The 26,106-nt window shown below is 69.8% G+C and carries 25 protein-coding genes; 6 read left to right on the top strand and 19 right to left on the bottom strand.

Features of this window, described 5'->3' with window-relative positions; all coding sequences use genetic code 11:
* Positions 1-25: 25 nt before the first annotated feature.
* The 8 genes from AC07YS_RS20100 to AC07YS_RS20065 form a co-directional block, all read right to left on the bottom strand.
* On the bottom strand, positions 26-1,402 hold the full coding sequence (locus tag AC07YS_RS20100) for a DUF5666 domain-containing protein (protein ID WP_495267278.1): 1,377 nt from the start codon (positions 1,400-1,402) through the stop codon (positions 26-28).
* Complete coding sequence (locus AC07YS_RS20095) at positions 1,399-2,247, bottom strand: DUF6502 family protein (protein WP_495267277.1); 849 nt, start codon at positions 2,245-2,247, stop codon at positions 1,399-1,401. Before AC07YS_RS20095 ends, AC07YS_RS20100 begins: the two co-directional genes overlap by 4 nt.
* A 118-nt stretch (positions 2,248-2,365) precedes the next feature.
* Positions 2,366-2,902 (bottom strand): GspH/FimT family pseudopilin, encoded by a 537-nt coding sequence (locus AC07YS_RS20090; protein WP_307637243.1) that lies wholly within the window; start codon positions 2,900-2,902, stop codon positions 2,366-2,368.
* Positions 2,903-2,906: 4 nt separating this feature from the next.
* Positions 2,907-5,984 (bottom strand): pilus assembly protein, encoded by a 3,078-nt coding sequence (locus tag AC07YS_RS20085; protein WP_495267276.1) that lies wholly within the window; start codon positions 5,982-5,984, stop codon positions 2,907-2,909.
* Between the two features lie 26 nt (positions 5,985-6,010).
* Positions 6,011-6,628, bottom strand: coding sequence for a pilus assembly PilX family protein (locus AC07YS_RS20080; protein WP_095744134.1), 618 nt, complete (start codon positions 6,626-6,628; stop codon positions 6,011-6,013).
* Complete coding sequence (locus AC07YS_RS20075) at positions 6,625-7,755, bottom strand: PilW family protein (protein WP_495267275.1); 1,131 nt, start codon at positions 7,753-7,755, stop codon at positions 6,625-6,627. Before AC07YS_RS20075 ends, AC07YS_RS20080 begins: the two co-directional genes overlap by 4 nt.
* Positions 7,752-8,306 (bottom strand): type IV pilus modification protein PilV, encoded by a 555-nt coding sequence (gene pilV, locus AC07YS_RS20070; RefSeq protein ID WP_070061625.1) that lies wholly within the window; start codon positions 8,304-8,306, stop codon positions 7,752-7,754. Before pilV ends, AC07YS_RS20075 begins: the two co-directional genes overlap by 4 nt.
* The gene (locus tag AC07YS_RS20065) at positions 8,300-8,704 is read right to left on the bottom strand and encodes a type IV pilin protein (protein ID WP_495267274.1); all 405 of its coding nucleotides are present in this window, start codon (positions 8,702-8,704) and stop codon (positions 8,300-8,302) included. Before AC07YS_RS20065 ends, pilV begins: the two co-directional genes overlap by 7 nt.
* Before the next feature lie 230 nt (positions 8,705-8,934).
* On the opposite strand from AC07YS_RS20065, the gene AC07YS_RS20060 reads away from it, so the two are divergent.
* Entirely contained in the window at positions 8,935-11,007 is a 2,073-nt protein-coding gene (locus AC07YS_RS20060; protein WP_095744137.1) for a carbon starvation CstA family protein, read from the top strand.
* 17 nt (positions 11,008-11,024) lie between these two features.
* Positions 11,025-11,231, top strand: coding sequence for a YbdD/YjiX family protein (locus tag AC07YS_RS20055; protein ID WP_062472123.1), 207 nt, complete (start codon positions 11,025-11,027; stop codon positions 11,229-11,231).
* A gap of 56 nt (positions 11,232-11,287) precedes the next feature.
* Here AC07YS_RS20055 and AC07YS_RS20050 read toward each other — a convergent pair whose 3' ends face one another.
* Complete coding sequence (locus AC07YS_RS20050; protein WP_095946697.1) at positions 11,288-12,172, bottom strand: LysR substrate-binding domain-containing protein; 885 nt, start codon at positions 12,170-12,172, stop codon at positions 11,288-11,290.
* A gap of 70 nt (positions 12,173-12,242) precedes the next feature.
* Here AC07YS_RS20050 and AC07YS_RS20045 point away from each other — a divergent pair, with 70 nt between their 5' ends.
* From AC07YS_RS20045 to AC07YS_RS20035, 3 genes are all read left to right on the top strand, one after another.
* Entirely contained in the window at positions 12,243-13,295 is a 1,053-nt protein-coding gene (locus AC07YS_RS20045; RefSeq protein ID WP_495267273.1) for a YeiH family protein, read from the top strand.
* Between the two features lie 114 nt (positions 13,296-13,409).
* Entirely contained in the window at positions 13,410-13,829 is a 420-nt protein-coding gene (locus AC07YS_RS20040) for a sel1 repeat family protein (RefSeq protein WP_495267272.1), read from the top strand.
* Positions 13,830-13,881: 52 nt separating this feature from the next.
* The gene (locus AC07YS_RS20035; protein ID WP_495267271.1) at positions 13,882-14,382 is read left to right on the top strand and encodes a hypothetical protein; all 501 of its coding nucleotides are present in this window, start codon (positions 13,882-13,884) and stop codon (positions 14,380-14,382) included.
* Positions 14,383-14,402: 20 nt separating this feature from the next.
* On the opposite strand, the gene AC07YS_RS20030 is transcribed toward AC07YS_RS20035, so the two are convergent.
* The 3 genes from AC07YS_RS20030 to AC07YS_RS20020 are packed head-to-tail and all read right to left on the bottom strand — an operon-like array spanning position 14,403 to position 16,808.
* Positions 14,403-15,233, bottom strand: coding sequence for an urease accessory protein UreD (locus AC07YS_RS20030; protein ID WP_495267270.1), 831 nt, complete (start codon positions 15,231-15,233; stop codon positions 14,403-14,405).
* 22 nt (positions 15,234-15,255) lie between these two features.
* Entirely contained in the window at positions 15,256-15,783 is a 528-nt protein-coding gene (locus AC07YS_RS20025; RefSeq protein WP_307694592.1) for a nucleoside deaminase, read from the bottom strand.
* Positions 15,780-16,808, bottom strand: coding sequence for an ABC transporter substrate-binding protein (locus AC07YS_RS20020; protein WP_495267269.1), 1,029 nt, complete (start codon positions 16,806-16,808; stop codon positions 15,780-15,782). Before AC07YS_RS20020 ends, AC07YS_RS20025 begins: the two co-directional genes overlap by 4 nt.
* 350 nt (positions 16,809-17,158) lie before the next feature.
* Between AC07YS_RS20020 and AC07YS_RS20015 the strand changes: the two genes are divergently transcribed.
* The gene (locus tag AC07YS_RS20015; protein ID WP_495267268.1) at positions 17,159-18,232 is read left to right on the top strand and encodes an aromatic ring-hydroxylating dioxygenase subunit alpha; all 1,074 of its coding nucleotides are present in this window, start codon (positions 17,159-17,161) and stop codon (positions 18,230-18,232) included.
* Positions 18,233-18,283: 51 nt separating this feature from the next.
* Here AC07YS_RS20015 and AC07YS_RS20010 read toward each other — a convergent pair whose 3' ends face one another.
* From AC07YS_RS20010 to AC07YS_RS19980, 7 genes are all read right to left on the bottom strand, one after another.
* Positions 18,284-19,783: a carotenoid oxygenase family protein gene (locus AC07YS_RS20010; RefSeq protein ID WP_495267267.1), complete on the bottom strand. Its 1,500-nt coding sequence runs from the start codon at positions 19,781-19,783 to the stop codon at positions 18,284-18,286.
* 12 nt (positions 19,784-19,795) lie between these two features.
* Positions 19,796-20,233 (bottom strand): DUF2141 domain-containing protein, encoded by a 438-nt coding sequence (locus AC07YS_RS20005; protein WP_070061637.1) that lies wholly within the window; start codon positions 20,231-20,233, stop codon positions 19,796-19,798.
* 144 nt (positions 20,234-20,377) lie between these two features.
* Positions 20,378-21,487: an AI-2E family transporter gene (locus AC07YS_RS20000; RefSeq protein WP_495267266.1), complete on the bottom strand. Its 1,110-nt coding sequence runs from the start codon at positions 21,485-21,487 to the stop codon at positions 20,378-20,380.
* A 171-nt stretch (positions 21,488-21,658) separates the two neighbouring features.
* Positions 21,659-22,366 carry a GntR family transcriptional regulator gene (locus AC07YS_RS19995; RefSeq protein ID WP_062472095.1) on the bottom strand — a complete coding sequence of 236 codons (708 nt, stop codon included), beginning with the start codon at positions 22,364-22,366 and terminating at the stop codon, positions 21,659-21,661.
* Between the two features lie 5 nt (positions 22,367-22,371).
* A complete protein-coding gene (locus tag AC07YS_RS19990) occupies positions 22,372-23,703 on the bottom strand; it encodes a C4-dicarboxylate transporter DctA (RefSeq protein ID WP_062472092.1) in 1,332 nt (443 codons plus the stop codon).
* A 172-nt stretch (positions 23,704-23,875) separates the two neighbouring features.
* Positions 23,876-25,090: a dihydrolipoamide acetyltransferase family protein gene (locus AC07YS_RS19985; protein WP_495267265.1), complete on the bottom strand. Its 1,215-nt coding sequence runs from the start codon at positions 25,088-25,090 to the stop codon at positions 23,876-23,878.
* Complete coding sequence (locus AC07YS_RS19980) at positions 25,091-26,104, bottom strand: alpha-ketoacid dehydrogenase subunit beta (protein ID WP_062472230.1); 1,014 nt, start codon at positions 26,102-26,104, stop codon at positions 25,091-25,093. It lies immediately after the preceding gene.
* Positions 26,105-26,106 lie beyond the last annotated feature (2 nt).

Below are 26,106 nucleotides of genomic sequence, written 5' to 3'. Positions count from 1 at the left end.
CGGCCGGACCGCCGGGGCCCGGACCTCAGGGCTGCATGAAGCTTACGCGCTGGGCGATGAGCACGCCTTCGACCACGCGGTCGCCGACGACGGTCACGCGCTTGCCGTTGCCCAAGTCCGCGGCGGTGCCGTTTTCGAAGATGGTACCGGAGCCGCTGGCATCCACGCGCTGGCCGCGCACGGTGAAGTCGGCGGCCGACACGTAGCCGCCGATGGCGCCGATCACGGTGAACGACACCGGCCCGCCGGTGCCGGGCACGTGGCGGATGCGCAGTTTCTTGACCACGAGCACCTGGCCCGAGAGGAAACCGTCGACCTCGACCTTCACGCCGTTGCCGATGGAGCCGCTCGGCCCGCCGGTGATCTGGGCGTTGCGTGCGTCGATCTTGTTGCCCAGCACGCGGAAGTCGCCGAGCGCGGCGAAGTCGGTGACCACGCCCGCCAGCTGCAGCGCGATGCCGTCGGCCGAGGGAATGGCGTACCAGCCCTGCACCTGGGTGGCGGTGAAGCGGCCGGCGGCCGGCGCCGCCGTGCCGCGCACGCGCACGAGGGCGCCGTTGGCCAGGCTGGCGGCGTCGATGCCGGGGCCGAAAGCGGCGCCGCCGAAGTCGACGGTCAACAGGCCGAGCGTGAACTGCTGGCCGCCGCGGTCGAGGTTCTGCACGGTGCCGGTCACCAGCGGGGCGGTGGTGGTGGGCGCCACCTGCACGCGCGTGGCGCGCAGCGTGCCCGGCGCGGCGGGCAGGCCCCACACCTGCACCACGGCGCCGTCGACCAGGTCGCCGGCGCCCTTGGCGTCGCCCCAGACGGTGGCGTTGTCGGTGGTCACGCGGGCGCCCATGACGGTGAAGCTGCCGTCCTTCAGGTCGATGGCCGACACGGCGCCGCGCAACTCGGCGGCCGAGACGACCGTGGCGGCGATGCCGTTGTTGAAGTCGGCGTCGACCTTGCCGGCGATGCGCGCGCTCATGCCGATCTGCAGCTCGGTGGTGTCCTCGAGGCTGAAGGTGGCGCTGTCGGTGTTGTAGCGCAGGCCGTTGAGGATCACGCTGCCCAGGCCGTCGGCCGCGCCGATGCCGGCCGCGTCGGCGGTCACGCCGGTGCCGCCGGAGCCCACGCCCGAGCCGTCGCCGTTGGTGTTGCCGGCGGTGCTGTCGCCGCCGCCGGTGCTTCCGGTGCTGCCATTGCCCGTGCCGCTGCCGGAGCCGGCGTCACCCGAGCCGCCGTCGCCGCCCCCACCGCCGTTGCCGTTACCGGTGGCCGTGGTGCCGGCGGTGCCGAAACCCAATGTGCCGCCGCCTCCACTGCCACCGCCGCCTCCCCCGCAGGACAGAAGCAGGGCCATGGCGCCGGCCATCAGCAGGCCGCGCACGAGTCGCAAGGAGAGGGGAGGCGTGTTCATCGGGGGGACTCGTTGTGCTGGGGCGCGCCAGGGGCGGGCGCGCCTTCTTCGTCTTCGTAATACGTGTAGATGCCGACGCGGATGCGCGCCTTCGCGGTGGCCTTGGCCTCGGGGGGCACGCGGTCGACGGCTTCGGTCATCTCGCGGGCCAGCTCGTGGTGCAGACCGGCCCAGCGTTCGCGCACGAGGCGTTCGATGGTCGTGCAGTCGGCCAGCGTGAGCCCGCGCGCGTACACGGCGCGCTCGAGCATGCGGGGCGTCTCGCCCAGGGTGTTGGAGACGGCTGCCAGCAGGTGGTCGCGGCCGTTGTCGCCCAGGAAGGCGAGCATCGACTGCAGGTCTTCGACCGGCACGAAGCCGTCGGCCGTGAGTTCGGCGCTGCCGTCGCTCTCGGCCACCATCTGCAGGCGCACCAGCTCGTCGAGGATGGTGCGGTGGTGCACGTTGCCCCGGCTGGCCAGGCGGGCCACGCGCTCGAACGAGGGCCCGTCACCCTCGGTGACGACGGGCAGGCGGCGCAGGGAGTCGTCGTCGGTGGTCATCTGTAACCACAACGTAAAAGTCTTGGCGGCCGCTGACAGCTCGGTGTGGGGCAGGGGGTCGACGGTGGCGCGGACCTTGGCGGTGACGACCTTGCGGTTCAGCCCGGTGGTGACCGAAATCTGGCTGAGGTTGGGTTTGGTCACGCCCTGGGCGCGCCAGGTGCGCTGGGCTTCCTCGATGAGCAGGTCGCGCAGCAGGGCTTCGAGGTGCGGGTGCTTGACGCCCATGCCCAGCGCCAGCCGGACCACGGGCCTGAGGATGCGAGCGCAGGCGGCAAGGGCCCAGTCCAGCCGGTGTTCCATGAATGCGGGAGCGTTGTTCCTGGTGAAGGTCGTCAAGGCAAGAGAGGCGGGACCGGCGCCCGGGCTTGCCACAGGGCCCTATTGTCGTTCGTCCGGCGGACCCCCTCGGCCGGCCGGGTCAGGTCGCGGCGCAGGTGCCGCCGCTGGACCGGGTGACGGTGGTGCGCCCCGTGGCGCTGATGCTCACGGCGCGCGACTGGTCGGCGCTCGGGGTGGCGCGGCAGATGGTGATGCGGCTCTGGCCGGCGCCCAGGCCGGTGGCCTGGAACACGACGGCGCTGGCGCCGCCGGCCTCGCGCAGCCGGTAGCCGCTGGCGGCCGCGGGCTCGACGCGCAGCACCTGCGTGTCGCTGCGCACGATCCAGCCTGCTTCCCACTGCCCGTTGGTGCTGCAGCTGGTGCCGTTGGCCGAGGCGCACAGGGTGACGGGGGCGTTGCGCTTGATGGCCTCGCTGCGCGCCAGCTGGCTGCCCGCGACCAGCGCGGTGCTGTAGCTGCTCAGGCGGGTGGACAGCCGGATGCCGTCGAACGAGGGCACGGCAATGGCGATCAGCACCACCAGCACGGCCAGCGTGACCATCAGCTCGATGAGCGTGAAGCCGCGCGGCCGGTTGCGGGCCTGCCTGGGGTGGTGGTTGCGCATGCGCGGGTGCACGGCGTTACTTCTGGATGAACCAGTAGACCCGGCCCTTGGGCTGCTTGAAGGCGGCCTTGGGGGCGGTGCCCTTGGGGCTGAGGAAGGAGTCGGGGTTGGCGCCGATGACCACGTCGCGCATGCCGCCATCGCCGTCCAGCTGGACGCGACCCACGACCGGCGTGGGCGCGAGGCCGCCGCCCACCACGTTCTGGAAGCGCCCGTTGGTGCCCTGGGCGGCCGCGTTGACGTACGACACGTTGTAGACCCGCGCGGTGCCCAGGTCGGCGCGGCACGACTGCGTGTTGGGGTTGGTGGGCGTGTGGGTGTTGAAGGTGGTGATGCCGTAGGCGGTCACCGAGCCGGTGACGACCTGCTCGCCCGCTGCGAGCCCGAGGTACCAGCCCTTCTTGGTGGCGAGGTCGGACGAACTCGGCGTGCTCGCGTCGGTGATGGCCTGCAGCGAGGTATGGCACAGCACCTCGTTGCCGGTGCCGCAGCGGTCGGCCTCGCTGGTCAGCCAGGTGGCGTCGGTGGGCTTGTCGACCAGCATGTAGAAGCGGTTGGCCACGCCGAGCGCGACGTTGTAGTGGCGCAGCGGCTTCTCGCGGTCGCCCGAGCCCAGCAGCACGACGTAGGCGCCGTTGTCCGCCACCACGTCGGGGCCGAACATGAACTTGCGGTTGGGCGTGCAGGTGGTTACCGTGTCGCAGCCGAGCGAGGCGATCTGGGTCATGGCCCAGGCGGACGGGGTCGCGCTGCCGATGGCGATGCGGTAGACATTGCCGCCCAGGTCGGCGGCGTAGGCGATGGTGGCGATGCCCAGGGCGTCGGTGACCACCGTCACTTCGCCGACCACGGGGCGGGCGGTGGTGAACACCTTGAGCTGCGCGCCGGTGTTGGCGTCGAGCACGTAGATCCGGTTGCCCTTCACGCCGGTGCCGCAGGCCTGGGCGGCGCTGTTGGTGTCGACGTCTTCGCACTTGTCGTAGCCGCCGCCGAAGACCAGCAGAGGGCTGCTGCCGCTGCCGTAGCCGGTGGCGCGCAGCACCTTCGGCGCCGACCAGGTCTGGCCGATGCCTTCGAAGCCGGTGTCGCAGCCGGTGTCGTCGTTCTGGTTGGGGCAGCCCTTGCGCCACTTCAGCGTGGGCGCGGCGGGCGACGAGACGTCGAAGGCGTAGACCAGCCGGCCGCCGCGGCGCATGCTGGCGTAGAGCCAGGCGGTGCTGCCCTGGCGGTAGGCCGCGACCGCGCCGTCCATGCCGTAGGGCTTGGGCGCCACCGTGCCCAGGCTGACGGGCAGGCCGGGGAAGTTGATGCGCGTGGTGTTGTCGTACAGCCGCTTGAGGCTGCCGTAGAACTCGGGCGGCATGAACGACCACAGCTCGGAGCCTGCGGCGGCCCCGCCGATGGCCGTGTTGCGGTTGCCGTTGATGGCGCGCAGCACACCGTCGTTGCCGCCGTAGAACACCACCACCTGGGGCGCGGCGTCGGTGCCGTAGTTGATGGCCACCGGGCGCGAGTGCACGACGTCGCCGTGCACCGACGGGCGCATGGCGCTCGAGGGCACCGGGTTGCCCTGGGCGTTGGGCCGTTCGTCGCCCTTGTTGTCCAGGCCTCGCGCCCAGTTGATGAGCTTGGTGCGGTCCGCGGTCGCGTCCGCGGCGATGCCGAGCGCGGTCGTGGTGATGGCCGTGTTGGCGTCGTCGAAGGCGGTGAGCGCGGTGCAGCTGCCCGCCGCACAGGTCTTCATGTTGCGCACGGCCGGCACGACGCCGCGCAGCATGTAGCCCTGCGCGCCTTTTTCCACCACGTTGCCGTCGGGGCTGTCCGCGGCTTCCTTCTTGAGGCAGTCGCCGGACGGCCGGAAGCTCCAGTAGGCGTCGCTGTCGCTGGCGGCGGGTGTCCAGAAGCTGCGCGCGCAGGGCGCGATGAAGCCGGTCTGGTTGTTCACCGCGTTCTTGTCGTCCGCGTCCTGCAGGATCAGCTGGCTGCTGCTGTCCAGCCCGAGCTTGTATTGCTTGAGGTTGCCGTTCCAGCGCGGAAAGGCGTTCTCGTCGGGGCGGAACATGCCCACGAACACCTGGTTCAGGTAGGTGCCCTGGGTGTTCACGCTCACGGGCAGGCTCACCGAGGAGAACACGCTGTTGACCGACTGGATCTTGCTGAAGATGTCGTCCAGCGCCTCGCCGAGCGCGGCGCCGAGTTCGGGCTTGCTCGAGAGGTCGTAGTACTCGCCGTTGCTCTGCTTGGCCATGCTCTGCAGCAGCGCGCTCCAGCCCGGACCCTGGCCCTGGGTGGCCTTGGCGGCCTCGATGGTGTAGACCTTGACGCCCATGCTGGTCTGCAGGAAGCGCGCCCATTCGTCGGCCGTGTTGTCCTGCGAGCCGCTGGGGCTGAGCGTGATCTGGGCGGTGCTGCCGCCGGCGGCGCGCAGGGCTTCGTTGGAGAGCTGGTTGTCGTTGTTGTTGTCCTGCGCTGCGCCGTTGCTGATGTAGATGACGAAGGTGCCGATGCAGTTCTCGGTGCTCGGGCCGACATAGGTGCTGGCGTTGACGCTGGCCAGGGCGTTGCGCGTGAGCGCGTAGATGGCCTTCGATGCCGCGGTGCCGCTCACGTTGCCGGTGTAGTCGGTCTTGACCTTGCCGTTGCCGGCGATGGGCGCGGCGCTGGCCAGGTAGCGGTAGACCTCCGCCATGGTCTTGCCGGCCTTGCCGCCGTTGGACTTGTCGGCCACCTTGTCCAGGCTGCGGATCATGGCGCCGTACTTGAGCTTGGTGCCGCTGTCGAGCGTGCGCACCGCGGCGCGCACGTAGCCGCCGTCGCTGTTCGAATTGCCCTGGCCGGTCTCGGTGAACATCATCAGGCCGACCTTGAACTTGTCGGCCTGCAGGCTTTCGAAGGCGCTGGCGAGCGCGTTGAGCTCGGCGGTGAAGGGCTGGTTCCAGTTGGCCGTGTTGTCCAGCACGAACAGCACGTTCGGGGCCTGGGTGACGGCGGGGTTGTAGCCCACGAAGAGATCGATGTCCTCCGCCTGCGCAGCCTGCATCGGCAACGCGAGCAGCACGGCGGCCCACAGCGTGGTGAGTAGTTTTCTTGTCATGGCGGGGGCCCGTTCATCGTCGTGGTTCAAGGGGGGGCAGGCGCAGGTTCGGCTGGTGCGGCAGGTGGCGGCGCACACAGCGCTTCGAACTGCGCCTTGTTGAGCAGCGCCCGCACGCCCTGGCGCACGGAGGTGGTGGTGCCGGTGGCGCCGGGGGTGGTGTCGGTCACGGTGGTGCTGATGTCCCACACGGCGTTGTACTGGTCGGGCAGGGCCGCGAGCCCCGAGCCGCTGCTGGAGGCGCCGCCCGTGATGCCGCCTGGGCCCGTGCTGCCGCCGCCGCCGCTGTCGACGGCCTTGGTGGCGCGCACGCACACGGGCGGGGCGACGGTGACCGTGTAGTCGTTCAAGCCGTCGTTGTTGATGTCGACCATGCTCACGGTGCCCTGCGGCGGCGCGAGCGACGGGGTGCCATCGCTGCCGGGCACCAGCAGGCTGGCCGCGACTTCCTCGATCGCGCGGTTGGCGGCGGCCACGGCTTCGTTGCGGGTCTGCAGGTTGCCCACGGCCTTGAGGTTGGCGCCGCTGAGGTTGAAGGCGGCGGTGACCACGAGCGTGATCAGCAGCAGCATGATCATCCCGATGATCAGCGCGGCGCCGCGCTGGGTCTGGGTGGAGCGGCCGGCGTGCACGCGTGGCTTCATGGCGTTTCCCTCCGGCCGGTGACGTTGGTCAGGCGCACGGTGGTCGCGAACGCGTGCCGCTTGTAGTGGTCGTTGAACGGCCCGAGCGCCACGGCACCCATCTGGTACCTGCGCGTGTCGGTGTGGCCCGGCGAGATGGCGGTGGCGCGCGCGAGCACATACAGCTTCACGGCCACCGCGTTGACCAGCTGGTCGGCGGTGCAGGTCGCGCCGCAGTGCACGAAGGCGCCGTCGGGGCTGCCGTCGCCGCGGTTGGAAGGGGTGGACTTGTTCGCCGGGTCGGCCCAGGCGATGGCCTGGGTGTAGTTGACGGCGGCGCCGGTCTTGCTCAGCGTGTCCAGGCCGAGCTCGACGCGAAAGCCCTCGACGCCTTCGATCAGCGCCGTGGGCGGTTGCTGCGCGAGCGTGCCGCCCACCAGGTCGAAGCGCGAGCGTGCCAGCGTGGGAATTCCGTCGTTTTCGGCCTCGGCGTAGTCGCGCACGTAGTAGATGTCGGCCACCAGCTTGCGCTTGGGCGAGGCGCTGGTGCAGTCCTTGAGGAACATCTGGTCGAAGGCGCCGGTCGAGAGGTCGAACGACGAGGGCTTTTGCGTGCCGCACAACGACGACTGGAAGTACATCGCGCCGGCCACGTCGGCGTCGCAATGGGGCGTGCCGGGCAGGCAGGTTTCGGCATGGCGCACCACGAGGATGTCGGTGCCGGTCTTGTGGTGCGTCAGCAGGTCGGTGCAGGTGGCCGGCACGCTGCTGTAGACCTGCACGGGCAGGTCGAGCAGCTGGCGCTTGTAGTCCTCGGTCCAGTTCGCCGCCGAGTAGGCCAGGCACGGGTCGGGCACGTTGCCGGTGGGCACGTGCGTGGGCGCGGCGCTGACCGTGAGGTCGTCGAACTCGGGCATGTAGTTTTCCCAGAAGCCCGCGTGCGAGATCTCGTTCTCGAGCACGAAGATGCTCAGGCGTCCGGTTTCGATCTGGCGGTTGACGCGTTCCATCTCGCGCTGGGAGCCGCTCACGTTGAGGAACAGCGTGAGCAGCGCGGCCATCACGATGAGCATGATGGTGATGGCCACCATCAGCTCGATCAGCGTCAGCCCGCGCTGGGCGCGGCGTGCGGTGGGGCGCGGGTTCATGAGAGCGATCCGATGCGCACGAGCGTGGTCACGGTGCGGCGGCACAGGTCGTTGATGCATTTGGTGCCGGTGTCGTAGAGGTCCTTGCCGCAGGCCACGCCGGCCGGCGGCGCCGAGATCGGCCCCAGGCCCTGCCAGGCGACCGTCACGAGGTACTCGTTGTTGCCCATGTCTTCCACGCAGCCGCGTCCGCCGATCACGGTGCCCAGCTTGTCGTTGCCCGAGAACTCGGCCGCGCCCTGCAGCGCGTTGCACCACTCCTTGGCGTCGATCTGCTGGCGCGTGCCGGTGCCGGTGGGGCAGGCATCGGTGCCACCCAGCGGTGCGCTCGTGGCGTAGCTGGCCGCCACGCGGCGGTTGATGGCGATGCGGTTGGCCATGTCGTTGAGCAGGATCAGCGCCTGCGAGCGCTGGTACGACTCCATCTCGGAGGCCTGCAGCCGGGCCTGCAGGCCCACGAGGCCGAACAGGCCGAAGGCCAGCACGAGCAGGGTGACCAGCACTTCGATCAGCGTGGCGCCGCGCTGGCGCCGCAGGGCGGGGCTCACCATTTGTTGGACGGCGTCTTCACGCCTTCGCTGGTGAGCCCGAGGTTGCCGTCGCCCACCTGGCTGCCGATCGCGGTGAAGGTGATCGTGAAGGTGGGCGGGCCGGAATCCTGCAGCGTGACGTCGTAGCTGTAGTTGCTGCTGACCTCGGCGGGCAGGCTGTAGCCGCTGGTGGTCAGTGCCGTCTTGTCGGCGTAGTTGCGGTTGGCAATGAGGAACTGCTGCTGCCGGTTGGCGATGTCCATCATCTGCGCCTGGGCCGCCGAGCGCTTCGATCGCACGATGTACTGCCGGTAGCTGGGCAGGGCGATCGACGCCAGGATGGCCACGATGGCCACCGTGATCATGACCTCGATCAATGTGAAGCCGCGGGGGGCGCGCGCCTGCGAATGCTGGGTCATCGTGGACTCGTCAGAGATGTTTCACATTGTTAGTGAATGTGAATTTATCACATCTAATGTGAGCGCAACGGATTTGCGGCGCTTCCGGCGGCTGTCCGGCGGAGGCGATCCGGGCGCGGATAGGGGTTATCCATTAGGCAATTCCACCCGCCCGGCCCGCGCAGTCCGACGGATGCGGCCCGGCGGCGGGCGGGGAACACTCGCCCGGTTCATATCGAGGAGACATCCGCATGCCCAACATTCGCCGCCATCTGGTGTGGCTGGCCGTGGCCGTGCTCGGCGCTTTTGCGCTGGGCACCGTCGCCCTGAGCCGGGGGGAAAGCATCAACGCCCTCTGGGTCGTGACCGCCGCGCTCTGCACCTACCTGATCGCCTACCGCTACTACAGCCTGTTCATCGCCGACAAGGTGCTGGGGCTGGACGCCAACCGCAAGACGCCCGCGCACCGCCACAACGACGGCCTGGACTACGTGCCGACCGACAAGAATGTGCTGTTCGGCCACCACTTCGCGGCCATCGCGGGCGCCGGTCCGCTGGTGGGCCCGGTGCTCGCTGCGCAGATGGGCTACCTGCCCGGCCTCCTGTGGGTGCTGGCGGGCGTGGTGTTCGCGGGGGCGGTGCAGGACTTCATCATCCTGTTCATCTCCACGCGCCGCGACGGCCGCTCGCTGGGCGACCTGGTCAAGCAGGAGATGGGCGTGGTGCCCGGCATGATCGCGCTGTTCGGCACCTTCATGATCATGATCATCATCCTGGCGGTGCTGGCCCTGATCGTGGTGAAGGCGCTGGCCGAATCGCCGTGGGGCAGCTTCACGGTGGCCGCGACGATTCCGGTGGCGCTGTTCATGGGCGTGTACCTGCGCTACATCCGCCCGGGCCGCATCGGCGAGGTGTCGGTGATCGGCTTCGTGCTGCTCATGGCGGCCATCTTCGGCGGCCAGTGGGTCAGCCAGCACCCGGTGTGGGGCCCGGCCTTCACCTTCGACGGCAAGGCGCTCACCTGGATGCTCGTGGGCTACGGCTTCGTGGCCGCCAGCCTGCCGGTGTGGCTGCTGCTGGCGCCGCGCGACTACCTCTCGACCTTCCTGAAGATCGGCACCATCATCGCACTGGCGATCGGCATCGTGGTCGTGATGCCCACGCTGCAGATGCCCGCGATCACGCAGTTTGCGCAGGGCAACGGCCCGGTGTGGTCGGGCAGCCTGTTCCCGTTCCTGTTCATCACCATCGCCTGCGGCGCCGTCTCGGGCTTCCACGCGCTGATCTCTTCGGGCACCACGCCCAAGATGCTGGACAACGAACGCCACGCGCGCTTCATCGGCTACGGCGGCATGCTGGCCGAATCGTTCGTCGCCGTGATGGCGCTGGTGGCGGCCTCGTGCATCGAGCCGGGCATCTACTTCGCGATGAACAGCCCGGGCGCGCTGGTCGGTACCACGGTGCAACAGGCCGCGGCAACGATCTCCGGCTGGGGCTTCGTCGTCACGCCCGAGATGCTGCTGCAGACGGCCAAGGACGTGGGCGAGACCACCATCCTCGGGCGCACCGGCGGCGCGCCGACGCTGGCCGTGGGCATGGCCCACATCCTTCACCAGGTGATCGGCGGGCAGGCCATGATGGCCTTCTGGTACCACTTCGCGATCCTGTTCGAGGCGCTCTTCATCCTCACGGCGGTGGACGCCGGCACGCGCGCCGGCCGCTTCATGCTGCAGGACCTGCTGGGCAGCTTCGTGCCCGCGCTCAAGCGCACCGACTCGCTGCCGGCCAACCTGATCGCCACCGCGCTGTGCGTGGCGGCCTGGGGCTACTTCCTGTACCAGGGCGTGGTCGATCCGCTGGGCGGCATCAACACGCTGTGGCCGCTGTTCGGCATCTCCAACCAGATGCTGGCCGCGGTGGCGCTGATGCTGGGTGTGGTCGTGCTGTTCCGCATGAAGCGCGAGCGCTACGCCTGGGTGGCGGCGGCGCCGGCCGTGTGGCTGCTGGCCTGCACGCTGACGGCGGGCTGGCAGAAGATCTTCTCGAGCGATCCGAAGATCGGCTTCCTGTCGCACGCCGCGAAGTACGCCGACGGCCTGGCCAACGGCGTGCTGATCGCGCCGGCCAAGACGCCCGAAGCCATGTCGCGCATCGTCTTCAACGACCGGCTCGACGCGGCGTTGTGCGCGCTCTTCATCTTCGTGGTGCTGAGCGTGCTGGTCTACAGCATCAAGGCCTGCCTGGCGGCCCGCGCCGCCAACCGGCCGACCACGCAGGAGACGCCGTTCGAGGCGATGGGCGCGGCCTCGTCCGCCGCCCACTGACCGGACGCAAGCACGCCATGGGCCTCGCCATGCCGGAAGCCGGGCGCTACATCGCCCGCTCGATCAAGCAGTCGCTGCGGCTCATGGTCGGGCTGCCCGACTACGACGTCTACCTGACGCACATGGCGGCCACCCACCCGGACCGGGCGCCGATGAGCTACGAGGAGTTCTTTCGCGAGCGGCTCGAGGCGCGCTACGGCGCGGGCAAGGGGCGCTGCTGCTAGCGGCAGTTGGCCGACAACAACGAAAAAGGGCGCACGTGGTGCGCCCTTTTTTCATGTCACGAGGCGTCGAGGATCTGCGCCATCCGCAGCGCCGCCGGCGAGAGCGGCCGGTTCTTCAAGGCCAGCCGGTACAGCGGCCGCGACAGCACCGCGCCCGGCAGCTTCAGCTCGCGCAACGTGCCCAGCGCGAGCATGTCGGCCACCACCACGCGCGGCAGCATCGAGATGCCGACCCCGCTGGCCACGGTGCGCGCAATGGCTTCGTTGCTCGCCATTTCCATCCATGGCGGCGCGTCGATGCCGTGCGCCGCGCACAGCGCCTCGGTGGCCTGGCGCGTGCCTGAGCCGGGCTCGCGCAGGATCCAGTTCTGCCGGCCCAGCAGTGCGGCCGTCACGCCGCGCCGGGGCAGCGCGGCATCGGGCGGCGCGACGATGGCGAGCGGGTCGGTGGTCCATTCGCGCACTTCCACGCGCTCCTCGTCCACGCGGCCCTCGACCAGCGCGAGGTCGATGCGGCATTCGAGCAGTTGCTCGCACACCCACTGCGTGTTGCCGACCGTGACGCGCGGCACCACCGCCGGGTAGGCGGCGCAGAAGGCCGCGATCTGCGGCGGCAGCCAGTAGCTCGCCACCGTGGTGCTGGCGCCCAGCGTGAGGCTGCCGCGCTGCACGCCGACGCGCGCACGCACGTCGTCCAGCGCCGCGCGCTCCATCGCGAAGATGCCGCGCGCATGCGTGAGCAGCGACGCGCCCGCCTCGGTGAGCCGAAAGCCCTTGCCCGCGCCGCGCTCGATGAGCGTCAGGTCGAGCTGGTGCTCCAGTTCGCGGATGCCCTTGGACACCGCCGGCTGGCTGATCCACAGGCCCTCGGCCGCGCGCGAGAAGCTGCCCGCCTCGGCCACGGCGACGAACAGGCGCACCAGGTGCAGGTTGAGGGTCATAACTTAACTTCATGCATTGGTGAAGTTTATGTCTTTGACTCATGGGGTGTCGATTCCTAAAGTCGGGTCCATGTCCTCCCTTGCCGCCTCCTTGCCCGGTTTCTCCTTCGTTCGCCGCTGCGGCCCCGGCGTGTTGCTGTCTGCATTGCTGGCGGCCGCCGCCGCGCTGCTGGCCGAGTGGCCGCCGATGGTGCACCTGGGCCTGAGCGCGCTCACGCTGGCCATCGCGCTGGGCATGGTGGCGGGCAACACGGTGTTCCCCGCGGTGTCGGCGCGCACCGGCGCCGGCGTGGACTTCGCGCGCAGCGCCTTGCTGCGCGCGGGCATCGTGCTCTACGGCTTTCGCATCTCGCTGAGCGACATCGGCGCCGTCGGCTGGCCCGGCGTGCTGATCGCGATGGCGATGGTGGCGCTGACCTTCGGCCTCGCCGTGCGCATCGGCACGCGCTGGCTGGGGCTCGACCGCGAGACGGCCGCGCTCATCGGTGCGGGCAGCGCCATCTGCGGCGCCGCCGCCGTGATGGCCACGCAGCCTGTGGTGCGCGGCGAAGAGCACAAGGTGTCGATCGCCGTCGCCACGGTGGTCGTGTTCGGCACGCTGTCGATGGTGGCGTACCCGCTGGTCTATCCGTACCTCGGCCTCACGGAGCATGCCTTCGGTCTCTTCGCGGGCTCCACCATCCACGAGGTGGCGCAGGTGGTCGCGGTGGGCGAGGCCGTGAGCCCGGGCGCGGCGAACGCGGCGGTGGTCGAGAAGATGCTGCGCGTGATGATGCTGGCGCCGTTCCTCATGGGCCTGTCGTTCCGCGTGGCGGCCTCGACACCGGGCGCGGCGAGCGTGGGCGCGTGCTGGCGCCAGGTGCGCGTGCCATGGTTCGCCGTGCTGTTCATCGCCGTGAGCGCCGTGCATTCGCTCGACGTGCTGCCGCACGCACTCGTCGCCGCGCTGGTGCAGCTCGACACGCTGCTGCTGGCCACCGCCATGGCCGCGATGGGCCTGCGCACCAGCGCCGCGAGCCTGCGCAAGGCGGGGGCGCAACCGCTCAAGCTGGGGGCGCTGCTGTTCGTGTTCCTGGCGGCCGGCGGCTATGCGGTGAACGCCGCCGTGCTGGCGATGTTCTGAACGAATTTCGCGCAGGGCTCAGGCGCCGCCTGAGGCGTCCTGCGTGAATTCCAGTTTCTCCTGCGCGCGCCTTCGCGGGACCATCGGTGCCACACAACCCGTGGAGAAAAACCGATGTCATCCGAACTCAACCAGATCGCCAGTTGGTCGCTGCGCTGGCGCATCTTTCTGTCAGGCGCGCTGTGCCTGGTCGCCGCCATCGCCGCGGCCAAGCCCTTCGACGCGAACGTCGACCTGCAGACCGAGCAGCGCTACCAGCTCGCCCTCGAAGCGCAGGCCGCACGCGACTACCGAACGATGCTCGAGCAACTGCGCCAGGCCGCCACCGAAGGCCATCCCGAGGCGCAGGAGATGCTGGGCATGGTGCTGCTGACGGGGCCCACGCTGTACGGATCGGCCGTGAAGGCCGACCGCTGCGAAGCGCGCACGTGGATGCTGCGCGCCGCCGGGCAGGGCAGCGAAACGGCCAGGGTGCAGCTGGCGTTTCTCAACAGGCTGCGCAGCGCGCCGTCCGGAAAGATCGCCTGCGGTTGATGGCGGGCGCGGCGCGGCCATACTCGGCGCTCCTTCACGAGCGCGCCGTTGCATGCCCACTCCTTCCCCCGCGGACCGACTGATGCGCACCGTGTCCTGGCTCCTGTTCGCGCTCGTGTTTGCGCTGGCCGGGTGCACGGCAACAGGCAACAAGCCCGACGCGACCGTCACCCGGATCGCCGACGGCTACGAGGTCACGCTCTACGCCACCCGGGGCTTGATGGTGCATGACCCTGTGTCGCTGATCTTCCACCGCAGCTACGAACTTGAATCCCGCATCCGGGTGCCGTCGATCGAAGGGCGCATCGACGCAGCCGACGCCTCGGTGTACGAGGTGAGCGAGTTCGACAAGGCGGCCGAGAAGAAGGCGCCTTCCACGCACCCTGTCGATCTCCGGCTGCGGGAGCACTACGAGAAGGAGCGCAGGCCGCGCCTCACGGGCGCGCTCGTTTTCTCGGGCAACACGCTGACGGTCGACGTGCAGGCGGTGGGGCAGAACGGTTCGTCCCCGTATCCGTTCAACGGTACCTACCGCCTGAAGACACGAAAGTAGCGGCGACCGCCGCCCGCTTCTCAGGTCGCCCAGATGCGCGGCGTGGCCGCCGGCAGTTGCCACAGCTCGCTGCGCCACGCCTGCCAGACCTGCCGCAGCAGCTGCATCGCAGGCTCGACCACCGGCGCGAGCACGCGCAGCACCACCACCTCCGCATGCGGGCTGGTCGCGCCCGCGCTCTCGTGCAGTTCGTGCACGTCGAGCAGCCCGCGCGCCTGCGCCAGCAGGGCTTCGCGCCGTGCCTTGGCCATCGGCGAACCCGTCACGACGAACAGCGAAGCGAGGCAGCGGTGGCCGCCCAGCCCCAGCGGGCTTTGCAGCAGGCGGTGGTCGCTGGCGTCGATGCGCCCGCGTTCCAGCCACACGCCGGGCGCTTCGATGTGCTGCAGGTAGGTGCCGCGTTCGAAGGGCTGGTGGGCATTCGGCAGGCCGAGCGCGCACACGTCCCAGCCGATCATCTCGGCGCCCGGTGCGACCTCGAGCGTGAGCCGGTTCTCGGCCTGGCAGCCGCTGTAGCAGATGGCTTCGAGCGGCAGCCATTCGAGCCGCGCGCCCGGTGCGAGGCGGATGCGCGTGCGTTGCAGCGCGGTCTCGCCTTCGGAGCGGTAGAAGCGCGAGGCGCCGGGCGTGGTGATCAGGCCGTGGCTGCCGTCGGCGGCCTCGATGTCGATGTCGAGCGTGTCGCCGCCCACGAGACCGCCCGGCGGATGTACCAGCACGTTGTGGCACACGGCATCGCCCTCGGGGTAGAGGCTCTGCAGGATGCGCAGCGGTCCGTCGTGGCGGAAACGGGCGACGCTGCGGTCGGCTTCTTTTTGGTAGGCGAGGTGGAGACGGGCGTGCCAGGGCATGCGGGGAGTCTAGTGCGCCGGCTCAGGTCTTCCAGGCGCCGTCGTGCGCGGCAGCCGCTTCATCGATGAGCGCAGGCCCGATGCACTCGATCGGATGCGGCGAGGCACGGAACACGTCGCGGCACGACAGTTCCGCGTCGCGCTGGTCCTGCCGCTCGCCGCGGAACACGCGCAGCCGCTGCGCGTCGATGCCGAAGACCACGCGGCCGATGTTCGACCAGAAGATCGCGCCCGCGCACATCACGCAAGGCTCGCCCGAGGCATAGAGCGTGGCGCCGGCCAGCTCTTCGCGCGTGAGGCCGCGGCCGGCCAATGCGCGCAGCGCGTTCACTTCGGCGTGCGCGGTGCAGTCGCCGGTTTCGGCGTTGCTGTTCGCGGCCTCGGCCAGCACTTCGCCGGCGGCCGAGACGATGACCGAGCCGAAGGGCCGGTTGCCGCGCCGGCGCGCGGCATGCGACCACACAATGGCCTTGCGCAGGTAGCGGCCGTCGCGCTCATCGAGCGTGGTTTCTTCGGGGAGGGCGGGGATGGAGCTGTCAGGAAGGTTCATGCCTTGGGTGCGGGAAGAAGGCGCTCGCTGCGCGCAGGCAGCATCGCGCCGTTGAAGAGGGCATCGGCCGAGGGCCGCGTCTTCAGGCCGAAGGTGTCGGCCACCTCGTCGACCTGCTGTTCGAGCGTGAGCTTGCGGATGTCGCCCAGCCCGTGGCCGCGCGTGTCCGCCGCGCCCACGTACTGCGCCGTGAGGCCCCAGCGTTCGAGTTCGACCTTCTCGTCCAGGATCGGTTCACGCTGGCGCATGGCCGCGATGCTGGGCACCGGGTTGGCAAAGGTCTCGACGATGGCGCGGTTGGTGGCGCGCAAGAAAGCCGCCACCACCTTCGGGTTCTGCGCGATGAGGTTGCTGCTCGCCAGGATCGCGTTGCCGTACAGGTTGACGCCCGCATCCGCGTACTTGAGCACCGAGAGCTCGTCGGCCTTCATGCGCGCGAAGAGCGAGACGGCCGAGTCGTGGAAGTAGGTGGCGGCATCGACGTCGCCGCGCACCATCACGTTGTCGCGCGCGCTGAAATCGGTGGTCTGCCACTGGAAGGCGTCGCCGCGCATGCCCTGCCGGCGCGCCACCATCGGCCAGGCGCGGCGCGTGGACTCGACGGCGGCGGCCGCCACCTTCTTGCCGGTGAGGCTCTTGAAGTCAGTCGTCACGCCACGGTCCTTGCGCCCGATGATCACGAACGGTGCACGGTTGTAGTACTGGTACACGGCCTGCACCACCGGCGTGCCCGGGTTCTGTGCGTTGAACTCGACCAGCGAGCTGATGTCGCCCAGGCCCAGTTGGTAGACGCCGCTGGCGATGCGGGTGATCGACGCGACCGAGCCGGCGCCGGTGTCGATCGTCACGTCCAGCCCCTCGTCGCGGTAGTAGCCCTTGGCCTGCGCCAGGAAGAAGGGCGCGGTCTGGCCGTTGATGCGGAAGTCGAGCGTGAACTTCAGCGGTGTGAGCTTGCCGCCCTGCGCGAACACGGCAGGGGCGGCGAGGGTGGCGGCAGCGGCGGCAAGAAAGGATCGGCGTTGCATGGTGGGGCCTCGGAGTCGGTGGTCTTGACGGATGCCTCCCACCGCGGGCGGGAGGCGCCTCAAGAGCAATTTCCGGGCGGGCGCACGGGGATGGTGCGTGCGCTGCTGAACGCTTCTACTCTTGCTCGCTGTCTTGCATGAGGCATGCCAGGGTGCGGCGCTCGGGCATGGCGGCGCGGGGCTTGGACGCGCGACAAGGGCGCGCCACAATCCGGGCGCGCTAATTGCAAGTCGATCGGCGCAGAGTAGAAGCGTTCAGCCTCGCGCATGCCTTTCATCGGGCATGCCGACGAAGCAGGAAATTGCTCTTTCACGTTCGTTCCCCCACGCAACAACGAAGGAGTTCGCCCATGCTCGTCACCCGACAACCCGTCTTCCGCAAGTTCTGGCATGCCGTCATGCCGCTCACCGAACTGGCCCACGGCCCCAAGCCCTTCCGGCTGCTGGGCGAAGACATCGTTCTCTTTCTCGACGCCGACGGCCAGCCGGCTGCCCTGCGCGACCGCTGCTGCCACCGCACTGCGAAGCTCTCGAAGGGCTGGTGCGTGGACGGCGAAGGCAAGGCCTGCGGGCAGGGCGCGATCCAGTGCGGCTACCACGGCTGGACCTACGACCGCAGCGGCCAGGTGGTGCGCATTCCGCAGTACGGGCCCGACCGCAAGATTTCTCCCGAGTACAAGACCACGGCCTACCCCTGCACCGCGCGCTACGGCTACGCCTGGGTGGCGCTGGAAGAGCCCATCGCCGACATCCCGGCCATTCCCGAGTTCGACGACCCGGGCTACCGCACCATCTTCCAGTTCTACGAGGAGTGGCAGACCAGCCCGATGCGCGCGCTCGAAAATTCCTTCGACAACTCGCACTTCAGCTTCGTGCACCGCGCCACCTTCGGCGTGGCCGCGAGCCCGAAGCCCAGCAAGTACGAGCTGGTGGAGAACGAGTCGGGCTTCCATGCCGAGACGGTGATCGAAGCGACCAACCCGGTGAAGTTCCACGCCATCAGCGGCGTGACCGACGCGATCACCACGCGCCACATGCGCAACGCCTACTTCCTGCCGTTTTCGCGCCGGCTCGACATCGAGTACCCGAGCGGCGTCCGCCACATCATCATCAACTGCTTCACGCCCATCGACGACGGGCGCATGCAGCTGTGCCAGTGGCTGTTCCGCAACGACACCGAGGCCGACTGCGCGGCGCAGATGCTGATCGACTTCGACGAGGAGATCACGCGCGAGGACAAGGACATCCTCGAGTCGACCGACCCCGATGCGCTGGTCGACACGCGCCGGCGCGGCGTGGAGTACTCGATGGAGTCCGACCGGCCGGGCATGCTGATCCGCAAGCACCTGATGCAGCTGCTGGCCAGGCACGGCGAGGCAGAGGTGCACCGGGGCCTGACGATCCCGATCGCGAAGGCCGCCTGAACGGGAGACCGCTGCGGGCCTCGCGCGCGCGTGGCCGCAGCGGTCAGTCGTTCAGGCTTTCACGAAAGCGCCGTGCAACCCCAGCGGCAGCGCATAAGGCAGCGTCGCCTGCGCCACCGGCCCGGCGGCCAGGTGGTCGGCGGCGAAGCACGACAGCACCGTGCGCTGCCGGCCGAAGTCCAGCGCCGTGCCCAGCACCCAGCCCGGCTTGACACCGTCGGGCACGAAGACGTGCTCTTCCACGATGGCCTGCGCGCCGTAGCTGAAGCGCTGGCTGCGTCCGCTCTCGATGTCGGTGCGCGCGACGGCGCCGAAGCCGGGCACGTCGGCGCGCGTCTGCGTGGCGTGCACGACCTGGTGGTGGCGCAGGCCGACGCGGCGCGGATCGATGCGTGGGAACTCGGCCTCCAGCGGCAGTTCGCGCTGCGTGGCCTTGCCCGTTCCCAGGTCGAGCGTGGCGACGGTCAGGCGCGGTTCGTTGCGGCGCACGCGGCGCGCGCGCATCACCTCGCGGTTGCTGGTGAACACCGACTCGGCGTTCTGCGTGCGCACGTAGTCGATGTGGATGCGTGCACCGCGCGGCGTGTCTTCTTCCCATGCATTGCCGACGTGGAACAGGAAACCGGCCGGCAGCTCCAGCAGCTGGCGCTTGTCCCAGTCCTGCTTGTCGACCACCAGCGCGCGCATGCCGAGCTCGGGCCGCCAGACGTGGGCGTCGAGAAAGCTCGCGCCGGCCTCCTTGCGCTTGCTGTCGTACACCAGCGGCGGCATGAGGAACACCAGGTGCCGCGCGGTCACGGCGAAGTCGTGGACCATGGGCAGCTCGGGCACCGGCACCACGGCCGCGCGGCGCAGGGCGCCTCCGGGCGCGATCTCGTACAACGCCAGCAGGCTCTGGCCCGAGCTCACGCCGAAGTTCCACACCGTGCCGTCCGGGTCGACCTTGGGGTGGGCCGAGAAGGGCATGCCCGCGAGGTCGGCGCGCCAGGTCTTCACGCCCAGCGTGTCGAGCGTGCGCGCATCGATGCGCGTGGCCGAGCCGCCTTCCCACAGCGCCAGCACCTCGCCCTGCATCGGCAGCACGCTGGTGTTGGCGACGTTGATGGCGTCGGCCGAGGTGGGCGGCTCCACGCCTGGCGGCATGGTGCCGAAGGCTTCGGTGAGGTGGCGGCCGGCCTTCACCTCGGCCACGCGCTTGGGCGTGGCGACGTAGCGGCCCTGGTGGCGCACATCGGCGCCTTCGATGACGAAGCGATGCACCATGCCGTCGCCGTCGAACCAGTGGTGGTAGCGCTCGCCGCCCAGGTCGTGGCCGGCCGGGCCGATGCGAAACAGCGTGCCGGCGACGGCATCGGGAAAGCGCCCGCGCACGGTGGCGCGGGTCAGCGGCAGGTCGCCCGGGGGCGTGGCGAAGCCGATCTTCCAGGGGGCGTCGGCGGCTTCGAATTGGGCTTGCCAGTCGTCGGTGGTGCCGGCCGCGCGTGCGAGCGGGGCGAGCAGGGGCAGGGCGCCGGCCGTGGCCAGCAGGCGCAGGAGTTCGCGTCGTTCCATGGCCGTGTCTCCTCAGCGCAGGTGGATGACGGCTTGGGCGTCGGCGTCGATGCGCAGCGCCGCGGCCTCGAAGTCGGGCGCGCCGCGGTTGCCCTTGGCGTCGTTCGAGAAGCCGTAGCGTTCGATCGGCATGCCCACCAGGTTGGTGTCCAGCTTGCCGTTGCCGTTCTCGTCGGCGAACACGCGCAGCGCGTAGCGGCCCGGCGCCAGGTCGGTGAAGACGAAGCGGGCCTTGCCTTCGCGCAGAGGCGCGGTCTGCGAGGCGACGGCCTTGCTCTCGGCGTAGCTGGCGGCGTCGTTGTACAGCGCGACGTAGAGCGTGGCGCCGGCGGCCGGGCCGTCCGCGATGCGCAGGTTCAGGTCGGCGGCCAGGGCGCCGAGCGGGGCGAGCGCGGCAGCGGCGATCAGGCCGCGCGCGGCGGGGCGGGAGAGGAAAGCGGGAAGGTGCATGGCAGGCCTCGTGGTGGGTGGAGGGCCCGACGATCCCGCAGTCGCCGGGCGGTGCCCAGCGTCATGCGACGGAATGCGTGATTGCGCGCGCGAAATGCGCGCAGAAGGAGCGAACGCCGCGGCCCGGGAAGGCCCGGCGCGGCGTCAGGCCTTGTCCTGCCCGTTCTTCGGGGCTTCTGCGGTTTCTTCGCTTGCGTGCCCCGTGCCCACATGGCCCGAGTCCGCGAACAGGCTCCAGGCCGCCATGAACAGCGCCGCGATCACCGGTCCGATCACGAAGCCGTTGATGCCGAAGATCGCCATGCCGCCGATGGTGGACATCAGCACGATGTAGTCGGGCATCTGCGTGTCCTTGCCCACCAGCACGGGGCGCAGGATGTTGTCGACCAGGCCGATCACGAACACGCCGATGAAGATCAGCACGCCGCCCTGCCAGAAGTGGCCGGTGGCCAGGTAGTAGATGGCCACGGGGCCCCAGATGAGCGCCGCGCCCACGGCCGGCAGCAGCGACAGGAAGGCCATCAGCACCGCCCACAGCAGCGCGCCCTGCACGCCCAGGAACCAGAAGGCCAGCCCGCCGATGGTGCCCTGCGCAATGGCCACGGCCACATTGCCCTTCACGGTGGCGCGGATCACGGTGGTGAACTTGTTCAGCAGGTAGTGCGTGTGCGGCTTGGCCAGCGGCAGCGCGTCGCGCATGGTCTTGGACAGCGAGGTGCCGTCGCGCACCAGGAAGTACAGCAGGTAGAGCATCACGAAGAAGCTCACCACGAAGTCGAAGGTGTTCTGTCCGATGGCCAGCGCCTGGCTGGCGATGAGCTGGCTGGCCTGGCCCGCGATGGCCGAGACGCGCGCCTGCCAGGCCGCCATGTCGCCCAGGTTGAAGCGCTCCACGATGTTCAGCAGCCACTGCGGCGTGGCGTCCAGGATCTGCTGGAAGTAGGCCGCGAAGTTGATCTGGCCCGAGCGGATGCTCTGGGTGATCAGCGCGATCTCCTGCACCAGCGACACGCCCACCATCGCCAGCGGCAGGATCACGATGAACAGGCAGATCGCCAGCGTGGACATCGCGGCCACGTTGCGCCGGCCGGGCATCTTCTTGAGCAGCCACTTGAACAGCGGCGTGAACAGAATCGCCAGCGCCACCCCCCAGAGCACCGCGCCGAAGAACGGCATCAGCACCCACAGAAAGGCGACGGTGACGGCGGCAAGCAGGGCGAGGAAGACGCCGCGCTGGAGTTGGGGAGAGTTCATAAGTGTCTCGGACTGTAGCCGAGCCGGAACCCGCCGCCGTGTCAGCCGGCGCGCCCTTGTGCGGCGCAACAGGGTTGCCAAGGAAAAACGCCGCAGGCGCAGGGCCGACGGCGGGTGTCAGCTATTCAATTGATAGCTGGCGGCGGCACAAATGCACGACACGGCACAGCTTCAACGCCTGGCCGCGCGCGGCAGCGCCACGGGCGCCAGCGTGGCGCGCAGCCGGCTCGGCGCATCGGGCTCGGCGGTGGCGTCGACCTCCAGCGCCCGTTCGACATTGCCGATGTGGTCGAGCATGAGCTGGCGTGCCTGCTCGATGTTGCCGGCCTCGAGCGCCGCGACGATGGCGCCGTGCTCCGCGCACGACTGCCCGGCCTCGTGCTTCGATTGGTAGAGCGTGGCCGCCAGCGTGGTGCGCGCCGTGAGGTCGCGCAGCACGTCGACCAGCAGCTGGTGGCCCATCTGCTCGGCCAGGCAGACATGGAAGTCGGCCAGCAGGAAGGCGCGCGTGGCGGCGTCGGCGCCTTCGATGGCGCGCTGCTCGTCGGCGATGTGGTCGCGCAGCTTGCGGATCACCTGGCCCAGCGGCCGGCCTTCGCTCGCGGCCAGGATGCCGGCCTCGACGATGCGGCGCGCCGAGAAGGCGTCGCGCGCTTCTTCGGCCGAGGGCTCCACCACGTACCAGCCGCGGCGCGACTGCACCTCGACGAAACCGCGCGCCTGCAGCTGCATCAGCGCCTCGCGCACCATGGTGCGGCTGACCGAGAAGTTCTCGGCCAGCGCCTGCTCGCCGAGCCGGTCGCCGGGCGCGAGCTTCTGCGCGAGGATGGCCTCGACGACGCGTTCGGCGATGGCGGTGGGGCTGACGTCGGCGGGCATTTTTTTCAGTGGGCGGTGGAAGCGGCGGTGCCGGTGTTTACCACGGGCGCCTCGGCCAGCGGCTCGTCGTCGGGCGAATAGGTGCCGTCGAGCACGGCATGGGCACGTTCGCGGTCGATGTCGCCTTCCCACGCGGCGATCGCGACGGTGGCCACGCAGTTGCCGATCAGGTTGCCCAGCGCGCGGGCGATGCCCATGAACCAGTCGACCGACAGCACCAGCACCAGGCCGATGGCGGGGATCGCCGGAATCGCATGCAGCGTCGCCGCCAGCACCACGATGGCCGAGCCCGGCACGCCGTGCGCGCCCTTGGAGGTGACCAGCGCGATCGCCAGGATGGTCAGCAGGTCGGCCATCGAGATCGGCGTGTTGGTGGCCTGCGCGATGAACACCGCCGCCAGCGTGATGTAGATCGAGAACGCGTCGAGGTTGAACGAGTAGCCCGTGGGAATCACCAGGCCCACCGTCGAATCGCGGATGCCCATGCGGCGCAGCTTGGCCATGATCTGCGGCAGCACGCTGTCCGACGAGGTGGTGGCGAACACGATGGCCAGCTCTTCGCGCAGGTAGCGCAGCAGCTTCCACAGGCTGAAGCCCGACATGCGCATCACCAGCCCCAGCACCACGAACACGAAGACCAGCACCGCGCCGTAGAAGAGGGCGACCAGCATGCCCAGCTGCTTGAGCGAGCCGATGCCGTACTTGCCGACCGTGAAGGCAATGGCACCCAGCACGCCCAGCGGCGCCAGCTTGATGATGATCCCCATGATCTTGAACAGCACCAGCGAGAGCGCGTCCACCACCGCCGCCACCGGCGCGCCGCGATCGCCCAGCAGCGACAGCGCGCAGCCGAACAGCACCGCGAACAGCAGCACCTGCAGCACGTCGCCCGTGGCGAAGGCGGCCACCACCGTGGTGGGAATGAGCTTCATCAGGAACTCGACCGTGCCGCCGCTGGTGAGCTTGTCGGCGTTGGAGGCGTAGGCGCTCATGGCGCTGGCGTCCAGCGCCTTGGGGTCGACGTTCATGCCCACGCCCGGCTCGAACACGAAGGCCAGCACCAAGCCCATCGCCAGCGCGATGGTGGTCAGCACCTCGAAGTAGATCAGCGCCTTCACGCCGACCCGGCCCACGCGCTTGAGGTCGCCCGCGCCGGCGATGCCATGCACCACCACGCAGAACACCAGCACGGGAATGATCATCTTGATCAGCTTGATGAAGCCGTCACCCAGTGGCTTGAGCTTGGCGGCGAACTCGGGCGCAAAGAGGCCGACGAGCACGCCGATCACCAGTGCGATGACCACCTGTCCGAAGAGCGATTTGGCAAAGCGAGGCATGGAAATCTCCTGTCGTTGTCGTGTCGAGGTTTTGCATGCAAGGATCGCTTTTTCTTGCATACAAGAACTGTAGGCAAGAAGATTGCAGGGGGTTCAGAGGGTATTCCCGGGGCGTTCCGGTCGACGGGGTACCCCCGCCGCGCGCCCGGGCGGTGAGGTTTGTGCGGGGCTGCTACTCGACAAAAAGCAGCGCCGGGCACTCGAGCGAAGCCCGCACGGCCTGCACGAATTCGGCCGCCAGCTGGCCGTCGACCACGCGGTGGTCGAAGGAGGAGGACAGGTTCATCATGCGGCGCGCGACCACCGCCCCGCCCAGCATCACCGGGCGCTGCACGATGCGGTTGACGCCGACGATCGCCACCTCGGGCGCGTTGATGATCGGCGTGGACGCGATGCCGCCCAGCGCGCCCAGGCTGGTGACGGTGAGGGTCGAGCCGCTCAGCTCGTCGCGCGTGGCCCGGCCCGCGCGCGCGGCGTCGGCCAGGCGGGCGATCTCGGTCGCGCTCGACCAGAGGTCGCGCGCCTCCGCATGCCGCAGCACTGGCACCATGAGGCCGGCCGCCGTCTGCGTCGCGATGCCGACATGCACCGCGCCGTGGCGCGTGAGCACGCCCGCCTCGTCGTCGAAGCGGGCATTGATCTGCGGGAAGCGCGGCACCGCCAGCACCACCGCGCGCACCAGCAGCGGCAGCAGCGTCAGGTGCGACCGCTCGCCGCCCCAGCGTTCGTTGATGCGGGCGCGCAGCAGCTCCAGCTCGGTCACGTCGACCTCCTCGACGTAGGTGAAGTGCGGAATGCGGCGCATCGCGTCCTGCATGCGCTGCGCGATGCGGCGGCGCACGCCGGTCACGGGCACGGCCTCCTCGTCGTGGCGTTCGGCGTAGCGCGCGGCATCCGGCGCCGGCGGACCGGGCCGGCGCAGCAGCCAGGCGTCGAGGTCCTCGTGCAGGATGCGGCCGTCCGCGCTGCTGCCCGGCACCTGCCGCAGATCGATGCCGAGGACCGCCGCCCGATGGCGCACCGCGGGCGCGGCGAGCGGCTTGCCGCCCGAGGGGTGCGCGCGTTCGGCCGGTGCCGGCATCGCTGCAGGCGCCGCCGCCGATACCGCCGACACGGCCGACACGGCCTCCTGCGCCTCGCCGCCGCCCGCCACATCGATCCGGATCAGTTCCGCGCCCACCGCGATCTGCTGCCCCACCTCGCCGCCGAGCGCGACCACCCGGCCCGCGACCGGCGAGGGAATCTCGACCGTGGCCTTGTCGGTCATCACGTCGGCCAGCACCTGGTCTTCGGCCACCGTGTCGCCGGGCTGCACGCGCCACGCCACCAGCTCCACCTCGGCAATGCCTTCGCCCAGGTCCGGCACCTTGATCGTGAGCGTGCCCATTCAGTTCTCCATGGCGCGACGCAAGGCCGCACCGACGCGCGCCGGGCCGGGGAAGTAGGCCCACTCCTGCGCATGCGGGTAGGGCGTGTCCCAGCCGGCCACGCGCCCGATCGGCGCTTCCAGGTGGTGGAAGCAATGCTCCTGCACCAGCGCCGTCAGCTCGGCGCCGAAGCCGCTGGTGCGCGTGGCCTCGTGCACGATCACGCAGCGGCCGGTCTTCTTCACCGAGGCGACCAGCGTCTGCAGGTCCAGCGGCCACAGGCTGCGCAGGTCGATGATCTCGGCGTCGATGCCGGTCTCGCGCGCGGCCGCTTCGCAGACGAAGACCATGGTGCCGTAGCTGATCACCGTCAGGTCGGCGCCGGGGCGGAACACCGTGGCCGACTCCAGCGGCACCGTGTAGTAGCCCTCGGGCACCTCGCCCAGCGGATGCGCCGACCAGGGCACCAGCGGCCGGTCGTGGTGGCCGTCGAAGGGGCCGTTGTACAGCCGCTTGGGCTCCAGGAAGATGACCGGGTCGTCGTTCTCGATCGAGGCGATCAGGAGGCCCTTGGCATCGCGCGGATTGGAGGGCATCACCGTGCGCAGCCCGCACACGTGCGTGAACAGCGCCTCCGGGCTCTGGCTGTGCGTCTGGCCGCCGTAGATGCCGCCGCCGCAGGGCATGCGGATGGTGATCGGCGCGGTGAAATCGCCCGCCGAGCGGTAGCGCAGGCGCGCCGCCTCCGACACGATCTGGTCGTAGGCCGGATAGACGTAGTCGGCGAACTGCACCTCCACCACCGGGCGCAGGCCGTAGGCGCCCATGCCGATGGCCGAGCCGACGATGCCGCCCTCGTTGATCGGCGCATCGAACACGCGCGAGCGGCCGTACTTGGCCTGCAGGCCTTCGGTGCAGCGGAACACGCCGCCGAAGTAGCCCACGTCCTGGCCGTAGACGATCACGTTGTCGTCGCGCTCGAGCATCACGTCCATGGCGGAGCGCAGGGCCTGGATCATGGTCATCGAGGCCATGG

It is taken from the genome of Variovorax sp. GW458-11-26-14-LB1, assembly GCF_059423965.1.
Note: the sequence above shows the minus strand (reverse complement) of the source record. Positions and strands in the feature narration are given on the sequence as shown.

Coding starts and splice junctions, on each gene's coding strand:
- AC07YS_RS20100 (WP_495267278.1), bottom strand. CDS start 1,402: ATGAACACGCCTCCCCTCTCCTTGCGACTCGTGCGCGGCCTGCTGATG.
- AC07YS_RS20095 (WP_495267277.1), bottom strand. CDS start 2,247: ATGGAACACCGGCTGGACTGGGCCCTTGCCGCCTGCGCTCGCATCCTC.
- AC07YS_RS19995 (WP_062472095.1), bottom strand. CDS start 22,366: ATGCCCGCCGACGTCAGCCCCACCGCCATCGCCGAACGCGTCGTCGAG.
- AC07YS_RS20060 (WP_095744137.1), top strand. CDS start 8,935: ATGCCCAACATTCGCCGCCATCTGGTGTGGCTGGCCGTGGCCGTGCTC.
- AC07YS_RS20080 (WP_095744134.1), bottom strand. CDS start 6,628: ATGAAGCCACGCGTGCACGCCGGCCGCTCCACCCAGACCCAGCGCGGC.
- AC07YS_RS20035 (WP_495267271.1), top strand. CDS start 13,882: ATGCCCACTCCTTCCCCCGCGGACCGACTGATGCGCACCGTGTCCTGG.
- AC07YS_RS19980 (WP_062472230.1), bottom strand. CDS start 26,104: ATGGCCTCGATGACCATGATCCAGGCCCTGCGCTCCGCCATGGACGTG.
- AC07YS_RS19985 (WP_495267265.1), bottom strand. CDS start 25,090: ATGGGCACGCTCACGATCAAGGTGCCGGACCTGGGCGAAGGCATTGCC.
- pilV (WP_070061625.1), bottom strand. CDS start 8,306: ATGGTGAGCCCCGCCCTGCGGCGCCAGCGCGGCGCCACGCTGATCGAA.
- AC07YS_RS20000 (WP_495267266.1), bottom strand. CDS start 21,487: ATGAACTCTCCCCAACTCCAGCGCGGCGTCTTCCTCGCCCTGCTTGCC.
- AC07YS_RS20055 (WP_062472123.1), top strand. CDS start 11,025: ATGGGCCTCGCCATGCCGGAAGCCGGGCGCTACATCGCCCGCTCGATC.
- AC07YS_RS20040 (WP_495267272.1), top strand. CDS start 13,410: ATGTCATCCGAACTCAACCAGATCGCCAGTTGGTCGCTGCGCTGGCGC.
- AC07YS_RS20025 (WP_307694592.1), bottom strand. CDS start 15,783: ATGAACCTTCCTGACAGCTCCATCCCCGCCCTCCCCGAAGAAACCACG.
- AC07YS_RS20020 (WP_495267269.1), bottom strand. CDS start 16,808: ATGCAACGCCGATCCTTTCTTGCCGCCGCTGCCGCCACCCTCGCCGCC.
- AC07YS_RS20075 (WP_495267275.1), bottom strand. CDS start 7,755: ATGAACCCGCGCCCCACCGCACGCCGCGCCCAGCGCGGGCTGACGCTG.
- AC07YS_RS20010 (WP_495267267.1), bottom strand. CDS start 19,783: ATGGAACGACGCGAACTCCTGCGCCTGCTGGCCACGGCCGGCGCCCTG.
- AC07YS_RS20085 (WP_495267276.1), bottom strand. CDS start 5,984: ATGACAAGAAAACTACTCACCACGCTGTGGGCCGCCGTGCTGCTCGCG.
- AC07YS_RS20030 (WP_495267270.1), bottom strand. CDS start 15,233: ATGCCCTGGCACGCCCGTCTCCACCTCGCCTACCAAAAAGAAGCCGAC.
- AC07YS_RS19990 (WP_062472092.1), bottom strand. CDS start 23,703: ATGCCTCGCTTTGCCAAATCGCTCTTCGGACAGGTGGTCATCGCACTG.
- AC07YS_RS20005 (WP_070061637.1), bottom strand. CDS start 20,233: ATGCACCTTCCCGCTTTCCTCTCCCGCCCCGCCGCGCGCGGCCTGATC.
- AC07YS_RS20065 (WP_495267274.1), bottom strand. CDS start 8,704: ATGACCCAGCATTCGCAGGCGCGCGCCCCCCGCGGCTTCACATTGATC.
- AC07YS_RS20045 (WP_495267273.1), top strand. CDS start 12,243: ATGTCCTCCCTTGCCGCCTCCTTGCCCGGTTTCTCCTTCGTTCGCCGC.
- AC07YS_RS20050 (WP_095946697.1), bottom strand. CDS start 12,172: ATGACCCTCAACCTGCACCTGGTGCGCCTGTTCGTCGCCGTGGCCGAG.
- AC07YS_RS20015 (WP_495267268.1), top strand. CDS start 17,159: ATGCTCGTCACCCGACAACCCGTCTTCCGCAAGTTCTGGCATGCCGTC.